This is a genomic window from Actinokineospora sp. (assembly GCF_050699995.1).
In the GTDB taxonomy this organism is placed as follows: domain Bacteria; phylum Actinomycetota; class Actinomycetes; order Mycobacteriales; family Pseudonocardiaceae; genus Actinokineospora.
The window spans coordinates 1-14,207 of record NZ_JBOHGC010000596.1 but is presented as its reverse complement, the minus strand read 5'-3'; the positions used below and the strand labels follow the sequence as shown (position 1 = coordinate 14,207).

At 69.0% G+C, this 14,207-nt stretch carries 12 protein-coding genes and 3 pseudogenes; all 15 read right to left on the bottom strand.

Annotated elements, in window-relative coordinates:
• Positions 1-47 precede the first annotated feature (47 nt).
• Positions 48-392: a histone-like nucleoid-structuring protein Lsr2 gene (locus ACRDSQ_RS28885; protein WP_431425385.1), complete on the bottom strand. Its 345-nt coding sequence runs from the start codon at positions 390-392 to the stop codon at positions 48-50.
• Positions 393-517: 125 nt separating this feature from the next.
• Positions 518-1,972, bottom strand: coding sequence for a lysine--tRNA ligase (gene lysS / locus ACRDSQ_RS28880; protein WP_431425387.1), 1,455 nt, complete (start codon positions 1,970-1,972; stop codon positions 518-520).
• A 263-nt stretch (positions 1,973-2,235) separates the two neighbouring features.
• Positions 2,236-3,012 (bottom strand): type III pantothenate kinase, encoded by a 777-nt coding sequence (locus ACRDSQ_RS28875; RefSeq protein ID WP_431425383.1) that lies wholly within the window; start codon positions 3,010-3,012, stop codon positions 2,236-2,238.
• A complete protein-coding gene (gene panD / locus ACRDSQ_RS28870) occupies positions 3,012-3,485 on the bottom strand; it encodes an aspartate 1-decarboxylase (protein ID WP_431425381.1) in 474 nt (157 codons plus the stop codon). The genes ACRDSQ_RS28875 and panD overlap by 1 nt, the downstream gene beginning before the upstream one ends.
• A gap of 15 nt (positions 3,486-3,500) precedes the next feature.
• Complete coding sequence (gene panC / locus ACRDSQ_RS28865) at positions 3,501-4,391, bottom strand: pantoate--beta-alanine ligase (RefSeq protein ID WP_431425379.1); 891 nt, start codon at positions 4,389-4,391, stop codon at positions 3,501-3,503.
• Positions 4,388-5,278 carry a Rossmann-like and DUF2520 domain-containing protein gene (locus ACRDSQ_RS28860; protein WP_431425377.1) on the bottom strand — a complete coding sequence of 297 codons (891 nt, stop codon included), beginning with the start codon at positions 5,276-5,278 and terminating at the stop codon, positions 4,388-4,390. Before ACRDSQ_RS28860 ends, panC begins: the two co-directional genes overlap by 4 nt.
• A gap of 167 nt (positions 5,279-5,445) precedes the next feature.
• A complete protein-coding gene (locus tag ACRDSQ_RS28855; RefSeq protein WP_431425376.1) occupies positions 5,446-6,600 on the bottom strand; it encodes a PrsW family intramembrane metalloprotease in 1,155 nt (384 codons plus the stop codon).
• Positions 6,601-6,960: 360 nt separating this feature from the next.
• The gene (locus ACRDSQ_RS28850; RefSeq protein ID WP_431425375.1) at positions 6,961-9,021 is read right to left on the bottom strand and encodes a DUF6779 domain-containing protein; all 2,061 of its coding nucleotides are present in this window, start codon (positions 9,019-9,021) and stop codon (positions 6,961-6,963) included.
• A gap of 46 nt (positions 9,022-9,067) precedes the next feature.
• Entirely contained in the window at positions 9,068-9,541 is a 474-nt protein-coding gene (locus tag ACRDSQ_RS28845) for a DUF3180 domain-containing protein (RefSeq protein WP_431425374.1), read from the bottom strand.
• The gene (folK, locus tag ACRDSQ_RS28840) at positions 9,538-10,032 is read right to left on the bottom strand and encodes a 2-amino-4-hydroxy-6-hydroxymethyldihydropteridine diphosphokinase (RefSeq protein WP_431425372.1); all 495 of its coding nucleotides are present in this window, start codon (positions 10,030-10,032) and stop codon (positions 9,538-9,540) included. The genes ACRDSQ_RS28845 and folK overlap by 4 nt, the downstream gene beginning before the upstream one ends.
• On the bottom strand, positions 10,029-10,406 hold the full coding sequence (gene folB / locus ACRDSQ_RS28835) for a dihydroneopterin aldolase (RefSeq protein ID WP_431425370.1): 378 nt from the start codon (positions 10,404-10,406) through the stop codon (positions 10,029-10,031). Before folB ends, folK begins: the two co-directional genes overlap by 4 nt.
• Positions 10,403-11,203: a dihydropteroate synthase gene (folP, locus tag ACRDSQ_RS28830; protein ID WP_431425386.1), complete on the bottom strand. Its 801-nt coding sequence runs from the start codon at positions 11,201-11,203 to the stop codon at positions 10,403-10,405. The genes folB and folP overlap by 4 nt, the downstream gene beginning before the upstream one ends.
• A 32-nt stretch (positions 11,204-11,235) precedes the next feature.
• Positions 11,236-11,583, bottom strand: a pseudogene (gene folE, locus ACRDSQ_RS28825) (GTP cyclohydrolase I); the annotation flags it as partial.
• A gap of 969 nt (positions 11,584-12,552) precedes the next feature.
• A pseudogene (locus ACRDSQ_RS28820) lies at positions 12,553-12,831 on the bottom strand (GTP cyclohydrolase I); the annotation flags it as partial.
• Between the two features lie 39 nt (positions 12,832-12,870).
• Positions 12,871-14,207, bottom strand: a pseudogene (locus ACRDSQ_RS28815) (ATP-dependent zinc metalloprotease FtsH); the annotation flags it as partial.

Here is a 14,207-nt window from a genome sequence, read left to right as displayed (position 1 = left end):
AAACAAGGGGCTGCCCGCGCGAGCGGGCAGCCCCTTGGCGAACAGGGTCAGGCCTGCTCGTTGTACGCGTCGAGAACCTCGGACGGGATGCGACCGCGGTCCGACACCTTCATGCCCTGCTTGCGTGCCCACTCGCGAATCGCCTGGTTCTGCTCGCGATCAGCGGTCGCGGCGCGCGGCACACGACCGACGGCGGCCTTCGCCGCACGCTTGCGGCCGCCGGAACGGCGGGCGCTCTCGATGAAGTCGACAAGCGCCTCACGCAGCTTGTCGGCATTCTTCGAGGACAGATCAATCTGGTAGGACGCGCCATCCAGCCCGAACTCGACCGTCTCTTCGGCCGTCGAGCCGTCAAGGTCGTCGACCAGTGAAACCGTAACCTTCTGCGCCATTGCGCCTCCTCCGGGCGAGAATGTGCCGGCCCATTGAAGTGCCCGGCCGTCACAGGTAGGAATACACCTCGAAGCAGGTTAGCGCAAATCGCATGGATTGCGTTAGTGTCGGATACCGAGTCGAGTCATTCCGGGCGAACCAAGGGGAACAGGATCGTCTCGCGGATGCCCAGGCCGGTCAGCGCCATCAACAGTCGATCGATACCCATTCCGACGCCGCCACTCGGTGGCATTCCGTACTCTAGCGCACGCAGAAAGTCCTCATCCAGAAGCATCGCCTCGTCATCTCCGGCCGCGCCGAGCCGCGCCTGATCCTCCAGGCGTTCCCGTTCCACGACCGGGTCGACAAGTTCGGAGTAACCGGTCGCGAGCTCGAATCCGCGCACGTAGAGATCCCACTTTTCGGCGACTCCGGCCACACTGCGGTGCTGCCGGGTCAGCGGCGAGGTCTCCACCGGGAAATCGCGCACGAATGTCGGGGCGAAAAGATGATCACCGACGAGGTGTTCCCAGAGTTCCTCGATCAGCTTGCCGTGGCCGAGCTTCGGGTCGACCGAAAGCTCCAGCCGGTCAGCGTGCTTCCTAAGCGCCTCAACGGAAGTCTCCGGGGAAACCTCTTCACCGAGCGCCTCCGACAGCGACCCGTACATGGTCAGCGTCGTCCAGTCGCCGGACAGGTCGTACTCGGTGCCGTCGGCGAGAGTCACGACCTGCGAGCCGTTGACCGCGTCGGCGGCCTCCTGCACGAGTGAGCGGGTCAACGCCGCCATCGTGTCGTAGGTGCCATACGCCTCATAGAACTCGAGCATCGCGAACTCGGGCGAATGCGAGGAATCGCTGCCCTCATTGCGGAAGTTCCGGTTGATCTCGAAGACCCGTTCCAGGCCGCCCACGACGCACCGCTTGAGGTACAACTCCGGGGCGATACGGAGGAACAGGTCCGTATCCATCGCGTTGGAGTGCGTGACGAACGGGCGCGCCGCGGCGCCCCCGTGCATCGTCTGCAACATGGGCGTCTCGACTTCAAGGTATTCACGTGAGTGAAAACTCTCACGCAGCGAACGAACGACCCCTGAACGCTTGCGGACGGTGTCCCGCGCCTGCGGCCGCAGGATCAAGTCGACATAGCGATGCCGAATGCGTGTTTCCTCACTCAACGCCTTGTGCGCGACCGGCAGCGGCCGCAGCGACTTCGACGCCATCCGCCACTCATTGGCGAGCACCGACAACTCACCGCGACGAGAAGTGATGACCTCACCCTCGACGAATACGTAGTCACCAAGATCGACATCCGACTTCCACGCCGAAAGGGCCTCTTCGCCGACGTTGTTCAGGCTCAACATGGCCTGAAGTTCCGTTCCGTCCCCTTCGCGCAGAGTGGCGAAACAGAGCTTGCCGGTGTTGCGCAGGAACATGACCCGGCCCGCGACGCCGACGATGTCGCCGGTGGCGGTGTCGGTCGGCAGTTCGGAATACGCCGCGCGAACCTTGGCGAGGGTGTGGGTGCGGGGAAGTTCGACCGGGTAGGGGTCGACGCCCGCGGCGAGGAGCCGTTCCCGCTTTTCCCGACGGATCCGCATCTGCTCGGGAAGGTCGTCGGTGGCAGCGATGTCTGGAAGCTCTTCGTTCACAGGTCGAAGGGTACGGAAGGCGCTCCGGGCACCGCACGCGGTATACAGGCTACGGTCGATTCATGGATCACCCGGAGCTGTTCGCCAAGCGCGCGAGTTCGTTCGGCGCCAATGCCGCTGTTTACGCCGAGCACCGGCCCGATTACCCACTCGCGGGCTTCGGGTGACTTCATCCGTCCCATGTCGACCGTGGCCGTGCGGGCCGTGCGCATCTAGCTGTTGCGGTCGAAGACCAGGCGCAGGCCCAGCAGGGTGAGGTCGGGGCGGTGGTGGGAGATCGATACCGACTCGTCGACCACCAGCGATGCCAGGCCACCGGTAGCGATGACCGTCACGGGACCGCCGTGGCCCGTGCGTTCGAGTTCCCGCGTGATGCGCGCGACCAGGCCGTCCACCTGGCCCGCGAAGCCGTACATGATCCCCGACTGCAGGCATTCGACGGTGTTCTTGCCGATGACCGAGCGCGGGCGCACCATCTCCACCTTGCGCAGAGCGGCGGCGCGGGCGGCAAGGGCGTCGACGGAGATTTCGATGCCGGGCATGAAGACGCCGCCGAGGAATTCGCCCTTGGCGGAGATCACGTCGATGTTGGTCGAGGTGCCGAAGTCCACGACGATGCAGGCCGTGCTGAACAGGTGGTGAGCGGCAAGGGTGTTGATCACCCGGTCGGCGCCCACCTCCTTCGGGTTGTCGACCAGCAGCGGCACGCCCGTGCGCACACCCGGCTCCACGATCACCCGGTGCACCTTCGGGTAGTACTGCGTGAACATCACCCGCAGCTCACGCAGCACGGCGGGCACCGTGGACAGCGCGGAGATGCCGGTGATGGCGTCCGCGTGTGCACCGAGCAGGCCGCGCATGGTCAGCGCGAGTTCGTCGGCGGTGATCCGGGTGTCCGTCCGCATCCGCCAGTCGCGCAGGAGTTCGCCGTCGTCGGCGTGGACGCCCAGGGCGATGTTGGTGTTGCCGACGTCGATCGTGAGGAGCATCAGTTCTCGATGGCGAGCAGCGCGTCCAGCTTGGCGGCGTCGACGGTCTCGGCGGGGGCCTCGGCCGTGGCGGCGCCGCTGAGGAGGCCGGAGTCGGCGGGCACATGGGCGGCGTCGGCGCCCTCGTGCACGATCCTGTTGTCCGCGTCGACGAAGACGACCTTCGGCTGGTAAGCGGCGGCCTCAGCGGTCTCCATCATCCCGTAGGCGATCAGGATGACGATGTCACCGGGGTGCACCAGGTGCGCGGCGGCGCCGTTGATGCCGATGACGCCGCTGCCCCGCTCACCCTCGATCGTGTAAGTCTCGATGCGGGCCCCGTTGGTGACGTCGACGATCGCGACCTGCTCGCCGGGCAGCAGGTCGGCCGCCTCAAGCAGGATCGGATCGACGGTCACCGAGCCGACGTAGTGCAGGTCGGCCTGGGTGACGGTGGCGCGGTGGATCTTGGACTTGAGCATGGTGCGAAGCATCGTGTCGATCCCTTCTCAGGCGTGCTGGGCCAGGTCCGGTGTGCCCAACAGCACGGGGACGTTGTCGATGAGCCGGGTGGTGCCGATCTTGGCGGCGACGAGCAGTCGGGCGTCGCCCTTCTCCGGAGCCGGTCCCAGATCGAGACCGCGCAGCTCCAAATAGTCGACCTTGAGTTCCGGCGTCTGGTCCAGCACCGCGCGCGCCGCGGCGAGCATGGCCTGGCCGCCGCTCTCGCTGACATGCGCGCCCGCGGCGAGCGCCGCGGACAGGGTGACGGCGGCTGCGCGCTGCTCGGGGTCGAGGTAGGCGTTGCGGGAGGACATGGCCAGGCCGTCGTCCTCGCGGACGGTCGGCACGCCGATGACCGAGACCTCCATGTCGAGGTCGCGCACCATCTTCTTGATCAGGGCGAGCTGCTGGTAGTCCTTGTCGCCGAACAGGGCGTAATCCGGCCGGACGATGTTGAACAGCTTCGCCACGACCGTCAGCACACCGGCGAAGTGGCCCGGCCGGACGGCGCCTTCGAACTCGTCGCCCAGCGGGCCGGGGTGGATGGTCACCTGGGCGCCCGGCGGGTAGAGCGCCTCCTTCTCCGGGGTGAACACCAGCTCGACCCGCTCCTGGGCGCAGACCTCGAGGTCGGCCTCCAGCGGGCGCGGGTAGCGGTCGAAGTCCTCGCCCGCGCCGAACTGCAGCGGGTTGACGAAGATCGACGTCACCAGGACGGTGTTCGGGATGCGGCGGGCCGTGCGGAGCAGCTCGCGGTGGCCGTCGTGGAGAGCGCCCATGGTCGGCACGAACGCGATCTTGCGACCGGTCGCCCGCAGCGCGCGGGTCGTCTTCGCGACGTCCTGCGGTCCACTGAGAACGTTCAGCTTGCCCTTGGCGAAGCGGGGGGTGGTCATGACGGCTCCTCGGTGATGGCGGCTTCGACGTCGGCGACCAGGTCGGCACGCAGCAGGCCGGACTCGCTCGCGCGGTAGGCGGTTCGGGCCGCGAGCGCCCGGTAGGCGGGCAGCATCTCAGGGGCGCGGTCGGCGAGCACGCCGACGTGCTTGCGGACCGTCCCGGCGTCGCCGCGGGCCACCGGGCCGGTGAGGGCGCGGTCGCCGTGCCGAAGGGCGTTGTCGAGCGCGGCGGACAGCAGCGGGCCGAGCAGCCGCTCCGGGACGCCGACGTCGGCGGCGCGCAGCAGGTCCGCGCACTCGCCGACCAGGGTGACCAGGTGATTCGCGCCGTGGGCGAGGGCGGTGTGGTAGAGCGGACGGGACTTCTCCGGCACCCGGACCGGCTCCGCGCCCATCTCCACGACCAGCGCCTCGGCGACGTTCCAGGCGGCGATGTCGTCGTCGGCGGCGGTCACCCCGAAGCAGCACGCGGCGATGCGCTCAAGGTCCTCGGCGCGGCCCGTGAAGGTCATGACGGGGTGCAGCGCGAGGGTGAGCGCACCCTGTTCGGCGGCGGGGGCCAGCACGTCGACGCCGTGGGCGCCGCTGGTGTGCACGACGATCTGCCCGGGACGCACCGCGCCCGCGGCGGCCAGGCCGCGGACCATGCCGGGGAGGACGTCGTCCGGGATGGCCAGCAGGACCAGGTCGGCGTCACGCGCGACCTCGTCCGGCGGACGCACGGAGGCGTCGGGCAGGAGGGTCTCGGCGCGGCCGAGGGATGCTTTGGAGACCGCGGACACCGCGGTGACGGTGTGACCGGCGCGGCCCAGCGCGGCGCCCAGTACGGCGCCTACGCGGCCTGCCGACACGACTCCGACCGCCAACCTGGCTGGCCGGGTCACGACTTGAACCCGTTCGAGCACATAGCCAATGGCTCCCTATCTCGTTCCAGTCCCGCGACAGTGCTGGGTACCAGACGACGGCGCGAGAGTAGCTGTCCGGCGAAGGCCGCGTGACGCACTGGTGACCAGCTTCACCGGAGCGTGCGGTGTCGCCTGCACCACAGTGGTCAGACGTGCTGTTCCGCCGCCCGCACCGCCTCGGCGCGGCGCACCCGCACCAGCGCGATCAACTCGACCTCCCGGTCTTCGGCGCCAGGACCGGAGGTGCCGCGACGCATCGCCTCGCGGAGAAACGCCAGCTCGCTGACGGCGGCCTGGTAGTTCCCCACCGCACGCGCCGCGGGTTTGCCCGCCCGGGCCCGCACCTGCTTGCGCCACCTGCGCCTGCCGTCGAGGCTGGCCAACAGGTCGATCTCCGAGGCGACCACCCAGTTGCTCTCGACCATGAAAGGCAACGCGGCGGCGACGATCCGCTGCTCGCGCTTGCGGTGCCAGTTGATGAAGATCAGCACGGCGGCGAACAGCGGGACCATCACCAGGAAGTAGACACTGAGGAAGGTCGTGGCAGTCCCCAGCGTGGCGGCGCCGTTCCACAGGGCGTGCAGCAACGCGGCCACCAGATACCCGCCGAACGGCGCCAGCGCGGCCACCTTCCGCGACTTGGTCGTCGCCGCGATACCGATACCGATACCGATCATGGCGGTGAACAGCGGGTGCGTGAAGGGAGAGAGCACACCGCGCAGGATGAACGCGGCCACGACGCCGGGGGACGAGCTGTCGCCGATGCCGTACTCGGCGAACGCACGGCCGAAGTAGTAGATGTTCTCGGTGAAGGCGAACCCGGCGGCGACGAATCCGGAGTAGACGATCCCGTCCACCACGCCGTTGAATTCCTCGCGCAGGAAAAGGAAGATCCCGAGAACGAACGCGCCCTTCAGCGCCTCCTCGAAGAGCGGGGCGGACACAACCGCGCTGATCTTGTCGCCGTTTCCCATACCCAGCAACAGATCCCCCACCGCCTCCGCGGTGTTGTTGATCAGCAGCGCGGCGATCGTCGCCACACACGCGCCCCAGGCGAACGCCAGCCACAGCAACCGGGCGGGCTCGGGTTCCCACCGGTCGATCCACAGGAACGCCGCCACCACCGGCCCCACCGGCAACAGCGCGGCCCCCACCCCAACCAACTCGGCGACAATCCCGACCCGCGCCGTACTGAGCGCGAGAAGGGTCAGCCCACAGGCCGCCAACACGACCAGGCCCGCGATGGGCAGCAGGACGGTGAGCCCGCGGGTGGGCCGAGTGGAAGTGGGAAGTCGATACACGAACAGTGATCTTAGGGCCGACAACGGGTGGCGGGCGCGCGAACGCTCCCAAGGAGTGGAAGCCGATCGCCCAGCGGAGACCCACGGTGCACGCCAGTCCCGTTCGTGATCACGACCAGCCGGCCGGCGTCCGGCCCTCACGGTCAGCAAGGAGCCGAATGCCCTGCCCCACCCGCTATCCCGCCTCCGCCGATCGGCACCCTCGTACTTCCCCCACGCAGTCGCGAGTCCAACGTTCAGAACAGCGAGTCCAACGTTGCCGGCGCCCTTCGGGTGATGGTGGGCGGGGCCGTCGGTGGGTCGAGAGCCGGTGGTCTGGGTGGTCACCCGTCCAGTGGAGGGCGGGACGGTGGCGGCTTGTCAGTCCTCGCGGCGGCGTCGGCGGCCGGTGTTCGCGGCTCCGCCGTGGGCGGCGAGGAGGTCCTTCACGGAGGTGCCTTCAGCGTGGGAGCCCGCCGGTTCGGTCGTGGTGTCTTGCCAGGGTGGCGTGCCTTCGGAACGGCGCCTGCGGCCGCCTTCCTCTTCCTCCGGCTTGGCGCGGCGACCGGTGGCGACCGGGGTGGCTTCCGCCGACCGGCGGCCTGGGGTCACCGGCGGGAACGTGCCGGTCGGCGCGCGCCTGCGGCCGCCCTCGGAATCTGCGCGGGCCACGCGGGCGTCGACGGGTTCGACCGCCGTCCTGTCACTGAGCCGCTGCGGGGCCGGGGGTTCATGGCGCCCACGCTGGTCGGCGGCGCTGTCCGCTCGTCGACTGTCCTGCGTCCACGCCCCGGACCGGCCCGCCGAGCCCGCCGGGTGCCGGGTCCCGCCTTCGCCCTCCGGCGCCGCGTGCCGCATGCCGAGGCTGGTCTCGACCTGCCGCTCACCGCTCGAACCCCGGCCCGGTTCCGCTTGACGCTCGGCTCCTCGGCTCATCCCCAGGCTCGTCTCAACCGGCCGCTCAACGCCACGGCCCATACCCAAGCTGGTCTCAGCCCGACGTTCCGCGGGCTGGGACCGGGCGTCGGGACGCAGGCCGAGGCTGGTCTCCGCCGGGCTCTCCAGCCCAGCCGCCACCCGCTGCGCACGGCGCATGCCCGCGCTCGTCTCCGCTGCCGGGTGGACCGGTCGAATGCCCTTGCTGGTCTCCGCGGCCGGATGGTCGCCAGCCGGTATCCGGCGGATCGCGGGGCTCGCATCCGAGTGGCCGGACCCGTTCTGCGCCGCCGACCGCATGCCCTGGCTGGTCTCACGACTGCCCGGCGAGCGCTGGCTCGTCCCCGGGGACCGCATGGCCTGACTCGTCTCCGGCTGGCCTGCGCCGTTCGAAGCGACCGGGCGGATGGTCTTGCTCGTCTCCGGCGCGAAACGCTCGTCCTGGCCCGCGCGGCTTCGGGGGGCGGGGTTTGTCTGGCGCGGGTCCGCGGGGCGCATGCCCTTGCTCGTCTCGGCGGCCGGGTTGGCGCCGTTCGACCGCTGCACCGGGCGTGCGGCGGGCTGCATGCCCTTGCTGGTCTCCGCCGCCGGGTGCTCACCCGACCCGTTCAGCCGTTGTGGCGCGCGAACATCCGCCGCGCCATTCGACCGTGCGTCCGCGCCGTTCAGCCGCTGCGCCGTCGACCCACTCGGCAACTGCGCCTGACGCAGCGGCTCGACCGTGCGGGGGCGCGCCTGCTCCGGGCGCTTGCCGTTCTGGTCGAGTCGGATCCGGGGGTGCTCCCCGGTCTCCCACGACGGCGTCCAGTTGGGGTCGATCGGCTCGTTGTCCGGGCCGTCGATGAACCAGCGGTCGGACACCTCCGCCGGGTGCGGCGTGAAGTCGGGGCGGCGCTTGCGCGGCTGGGCCTTCGCGTCCGCCCGGATCCGCTCGATCATTTCGGTCTCGGCGTCGCCCGGGACGGACTTGGCGGCGGTGAGCCTGCGGAGCTGGGCGCCCTGTCCGGCACCGACGGCGCGCTGGTCGCCGTCGACCGCCCGCATGCGTGTGGCCTCGGCGCGTAAGGCGATCCGCTCGACGAGGACTTCGCCGCCGCCGAGGAGTTTCTCGAGGTTCTCCCGCATGGCGCGGAGTTCCTCGCGGAGTTCGGCCAGGTCGTCGCGGGCCTCGGCCTCGACCTTGGCGCGCGCCTCGGCTTCGGCTTCCAGTTCGAACTCGCGGCGGGCGGCGACCTCGCGTTCGAGTTCCAGTTCGTAGACCTTGCGCAACGCCTGGGCGTCTTCGGCACGGTCGGCTATCTGTCTGCGGTATTTCGCGGCGAGGAAGGCGCCCGCGAGGGCTGCCCACAACGCGGCTAACACGCCCAGGCGCATCCAGCGAACAGAGTCGCTGAGGACCAGGACGGCGGTCGCGGCGAGTGCGAGACCGACCGCGGCGGCGAGCATGATTCGCGCGCTCGAAGAGCGCGCTTCCCGCTCCGCGGTGGCGTCCGTCCGGCCCGTCATGGGCCCTACCGTACCGGGCCGTTACCTTGGCGAGACCAAACGGAGGTCATTCAGTGTTCCGGAACCGGTCCTGACGCAGGTCATCGCGGTCATCGGGGGTCCGGCAACAATGTTCGAGCCACAGCGCCGCGGCGATTAGCAAGATCGAACAAACAACGCCGATGACCGCGCTCGGGATGTCCGATTTCGCGGCGGCGACCCGCGCGCTCTCCGGCACCACATACGCCAGCACCGCCACCCAGGCGCCCAGCATGATCGCGCCCAGCAGCGACGAGGCCTTCGCGAGCGCCACCGCGCGGGCCGCGGTCAACGCCTGCACGGGTTTGCCCGACGTCGCCCGGATGCGGCCGCGCAGGCCGAACCCGAAGACCGTCTCGACGATCGCCAACACCAGCAGCGTGATGCCCGCGAACGTCGGAAGCGGCGGCAGTTCGCCGTAGAGCAGTCGAATGCCCAGGTACACACCGATGGCGGTGACAGCGCCCGCGGGGACCAGATCACGTGCCTTGGTGAACCTCAACGCGCAACTCCTAGGTCCAGGTCGTCGCGCCTGCGCACGCCCTCGGGGTCCAAGGTAGCGAGAAGATCGCGGGCGGACCCCCGCCCAGGCACCTCGGCGTCCGGCTCGATGTCGAGCCATGGCACCAGCACGGTGGCCCGCTCGTGCGTCCCGGGGTGCGGCAGCAGCAGGTCGGGGTGTTCGCTGCGGACCCCGTCGACCGTCACCACGTCCACATCCAGCGTGCGCGGCCCCCAATGCAGCGTGCGGACCCGGCCCGCCCGGTTCTCCAGCTCCTGTGCCCGACGCAGCCAGCCCCACTCGTCGATGGCGTCGTCTTCCACGATCAGCACGGCGTTTAAGAAGTCCGGCTGGTCGGTGACACCCCAGGCGGCGGTTTCGTAGACCGGGGACACCGCGATCAACACCTCCGCGAGCCCGTCGACAGCAACGCGCAGGTTGGCGGCGCGGTTGCCCAGGTTCGACCCGATGGACAGGACCGCCCTCGTCACCGACTGCCCTTCGACCGCCGGGACCGCCGCACGGTCACCGCAACGTCGGCGAAGCTCAGCGGAATCGGCGCGCTCGGCTTGTGCACGGTCACCTCGACGGCATGGATCCGGCTGTCCTTCATCTCGCCGTCGGCGATCTCACCCGCGACCGTCTCGATGAGATCGCGGGCCGGACCGGCGACGATCGCGGCGGCGCGTTCGGCGAGTTCGCCGTAGTGGACGGTGTGGCGCAGGTCGTCGGTCGCGGCGGCCTGGTCGAGGTCGATCCACAGGGTGATGTCGATGATGAAGTCCTGGCCGTCGCGCTTCTCGTGGTCGAAGACACCGTGGTTGCCGCGGACCTTGAGCCCGGTCAGCGTGATCCGGTCCGTCACCGGCGGGCTCCTTTGATCGCCGCGGCCACCGCGACCGCGTCCAGTGAGCGGTCGACATCGTGCACCCGCACACCCCACGCGCCCGCCGCGGCGGCGAGCGTCGAGACGGCAGCGGTCGCGTCCTCGCGCCCGTCCGGTGGACGCGGTGTGCCGTCCGGGTCCGCGAGCAGCGTCCCGAGGAAGCGCTTGCGCGAAGCGCCGACCAGGACGGGGAATCCCAGGCCGATCAAGACGTCGAGCTTGGCCAGCAGCGCCCAGTTGTGGTCGGCGTTCTTGGCGAACCCGAGCCCCGGGTCGAGCGCGATCGCCTCCTGGGCAACGCCCGCGGCGACGGCGGCGTCCACTTGGGCCAGCAGTTCGTCACGCACTTCGGCGACGACATCGGAGTACTCGGCCAGCGAGTCCATGGTCCGACTGTGCCCGCGCCAGTGCATCAGGATCCACGGCACTCCCGTGGCAGCGGCGACACCGGCCATCGCCGGGTCGGCCAGCCCGCCGGACACGTCGTTGATCACCGAGGCCCCAACGGACACCGCCGCCTCCGCGACCTCCGCGCGAGTGGTGTCCACACTGACCGCGACACCTTCGGCCGACAGCTGCCTGATCACCGGGATCACCCGCCCGATCTCCGTGGCGGCGTCGATCCGCGAAGCACCGGGCCGAGTGGACTCACCGCCGACATCGATCAGATCCGCCCCGCGTCGCCACATCGCGACCCCGTGCGCCACGGCGTCATCGACACCGACATAGCGACCACCGTCCGAAAAGGAGTCCGGAGTCACGTTCAACACACCCATCACCGCGCAGCGGCCGGGGTCGGGCAGTGCGGTCACCTAGTCCGTCCATTGATCAGTTCGATCGCCTCGGCCCGCGACGACGGCGACGATTTGAGAATCCCCCGCAACGCCGAAGTCGTGGTCCGGGCACCGGGTTTGCGAATTCCGCGCATCGCCATACAAAGGTGCTCCGCCTCGATGACCACGATGACCCCGCGCGGTTCGAGCTTCTTCATCATGGCATCCGCGACCTGCGAAGTCAGCCGCTCCTGGACCTGCGGGCGCTTGGCGTAGAGGTCGACGAGACGGGCCAGCTTGGACAGTCCGGTAATCCGCCCTTGTTCATTCGGGATATAGCCGACGTGCGCCACTCCATGGAATGGCACCAAATGATGTTCACAATTGTGTCCCAAATGTCCGGCAATCAAAAAAGTCGGATGCGGGTCGCACGTGAAACTGTAAACCGTGAACGGCTTGGCCCCAGTTGCCTTAATTGGACGGACGCACTCGACCTTTACCCACTCTGATTCAATCAGGCTTGTTCGATGTGACATTTGCTGAAATCCGTGACGCTGGAACCAAGCATCCGCGACGTACAGCACGGAAGCGGGAGCCGCTCTCGGCGTGAAACGCGCGCCGATCAGGGTTGCCAAATCTTCCAAGAAGGGCAGATTTGCGCTTGTCGAGAGCCGGCCTGGATGACGCTTGTCGTCGCAGCCGTCACCATCGATGTAGCCGTCGAGGAATCCCTGGAAAGTCTCTCGGTCGTTCAGCACCACCAACGGGAAGCGCTGGCGCATGTGGTGGGCGTCGCCGCCAACATACTGCCGCATGAGGTCAGCCAGGTAAGAGGAGACCACGCGGACACGGAAACCAGGAGCCTGCCTTCCCAAATACCCAGACGGTCGCTCCACAGGTTCGATCCGTGCCTCTATGCCGAACGCACGACGGAGAGAGACAGCGAACTTCTTGGCAAAGTCACGGTCATTCACCACGAGAGAGATGTACCGGTCGCCTACTGTTCCGTCCGCACAGTTCGCGCCGATGACGTAGCCGAAGTCGTATCCCAGTTTCGGCTGCCATCGGTCACGGCACAATTTCTTGGCGTGAGTCCATTCGATGAATGTGCCTGCGACGTCCTTGGCTTCTTTCCAGCCCTCCGGCGTCGCTAGCGGATGGTCGGGGGTGACGACGAACTTGCCACCAGTCGTCGTCACCTCCACCAGCTCCCGAGTCTTGTGGGAACTGATCTCAGTCACGGTCGTCGGCTCGACTTTGCCATCGGCCAAAGTCCAAAGCTGGTCACCCACCCGAACCTCGGCCGCCTGCTTCCGGCCACCGACGGCATTCACCGTCTGCTTGCTTGGAACGCAGGTGGAAAACATCGGAATGTCGGTGACCAGCACCAATTCGTCGTGACTTTCGTCGAACGTCTTGTTCAGCACCGACTCCGGGTCGGTGTAGAGACCGGCGAACAGTTCGGCGTAGGCGCGGGCGACGCGGGCCGGGGTCTCGAGCAGACCGTCGCGGTCCGGGTCCTCGCCGCAGGCGAGCAGGAGTTCGCGGACGGCTTTCTCGGCTCGGTCCTGGTCGAAGACCGGGGCCGAGACGTCGTACGTCCCGGCCCCGTTCCTGCGGCTGTCGTTCATCGGAACCTCCGAGCTGGGCTGGCTATCGCCACCATCCCATTAGGAACCCTGCGGGCGCCCATCGGAGTCCTGATCCCGCCCTGTGGAACCCGCCTCACCACGCTGTTGCTGCTGCTGCTCGTTCTGCCGCTCGCCCCACGAGGGCTGCCACGACTGGTGCGGGCCGCCCTGGTGCTGCGGATGGCCGGACGGCGTCGTCGCCGGGGTCCAGCCGGGCGGGGCGCCGTAGTGCGGCGGGCCCCCGTGCCTGCCGGCGCCCTGGGGCTCCGGTGGGCGGCCGTACGGCGGGGGCTGGCCCTGGCCGTACTGCGGCGAGTTGCCATACGGCGGCGGCGCGCCGTAGGGCGGCGGGGTGCCGTTGGGGACGGCGCCGTTGCCGCTGGGCGACTCCGGGTTGGTCCGCGGCGGTCCGCCGGGCAGGTCCTGGCCACCGGGCGCCACGGCCACCGGGATGGGCTCGGGCTCCTCCGGCCAAGGCTCGCCGCGTTCCTTCGCGAGTTCGCGCGGGGTCTTGATCGGCGGCTTGTCCGACGGGGTGCGCTCGCCGAAGTCGTTGAACGCGGTGATCCGGGGGCGCTTCTCGACGTTGGAGAAGATCCGCTCCAGGTCCTTGCGGGTCAGCGTCTCCTTCTCAAGCAGCTCGACCACGAGTTCGTCGAGCACGTCGCGGTAGGTGTTGAGCACGTCCCACGCCTCGGTGTGCGCGGCCTCGATGAGCTTGCGCACCTCCTCGTCGATCTCGTGCGCGACCTCCAGCGAGTAGTCCGGCGCGTGGCCCATGGAGCGGCCCAGGAACGGGTCGCCCTGGTCCTGGCCGTACTTGACCGCGCCGAGCCGGGCGCTCATGCCGTACTCGGTCACCATCGCCTTGGCGATCTTGGTGGCCTGCTCGATGTCCGAGGAGGCGCCGGTGGTGGGCTCGTGGAACACCAGCTCCTCCGCCGAGCGGCCGCCCAGCGCGAACACCAGCCGGGCGATCATCTCCGAGCGGGTCATGAGCTGCTTGTCGTCCTCGGGGACGACGAGCGCGTGCCCACCCGTGCGGCCACGCGGCAGGATCGTCAGCTTGTACACCGGCTCCAGGTCCGGCATCGCCCACGCGGCGAGGGCGTGCCCGCCCTCGTGGTAGGCGGTGACCTTCTTCTCCTTCTCGCTCATCGCCCGGGTGCGCCGCTCGGGGCCGGCGACGACGCGGTCGATCGCCTCCTCGAGCTGCTCGTCGGTGATCATCGACCCGTTGTTCCGGGCGGTGAGCAGGGCGGCCTCGTTGAGGACGTTGGCCAGATCGGCGCCGGACTTGCCGACGGTGCGCTAGGCCAGGCTGTGCAGGTCCGCGTCGGGCGCCATCGGCTTGCCCTTGGAGTGCACCTCCAGGA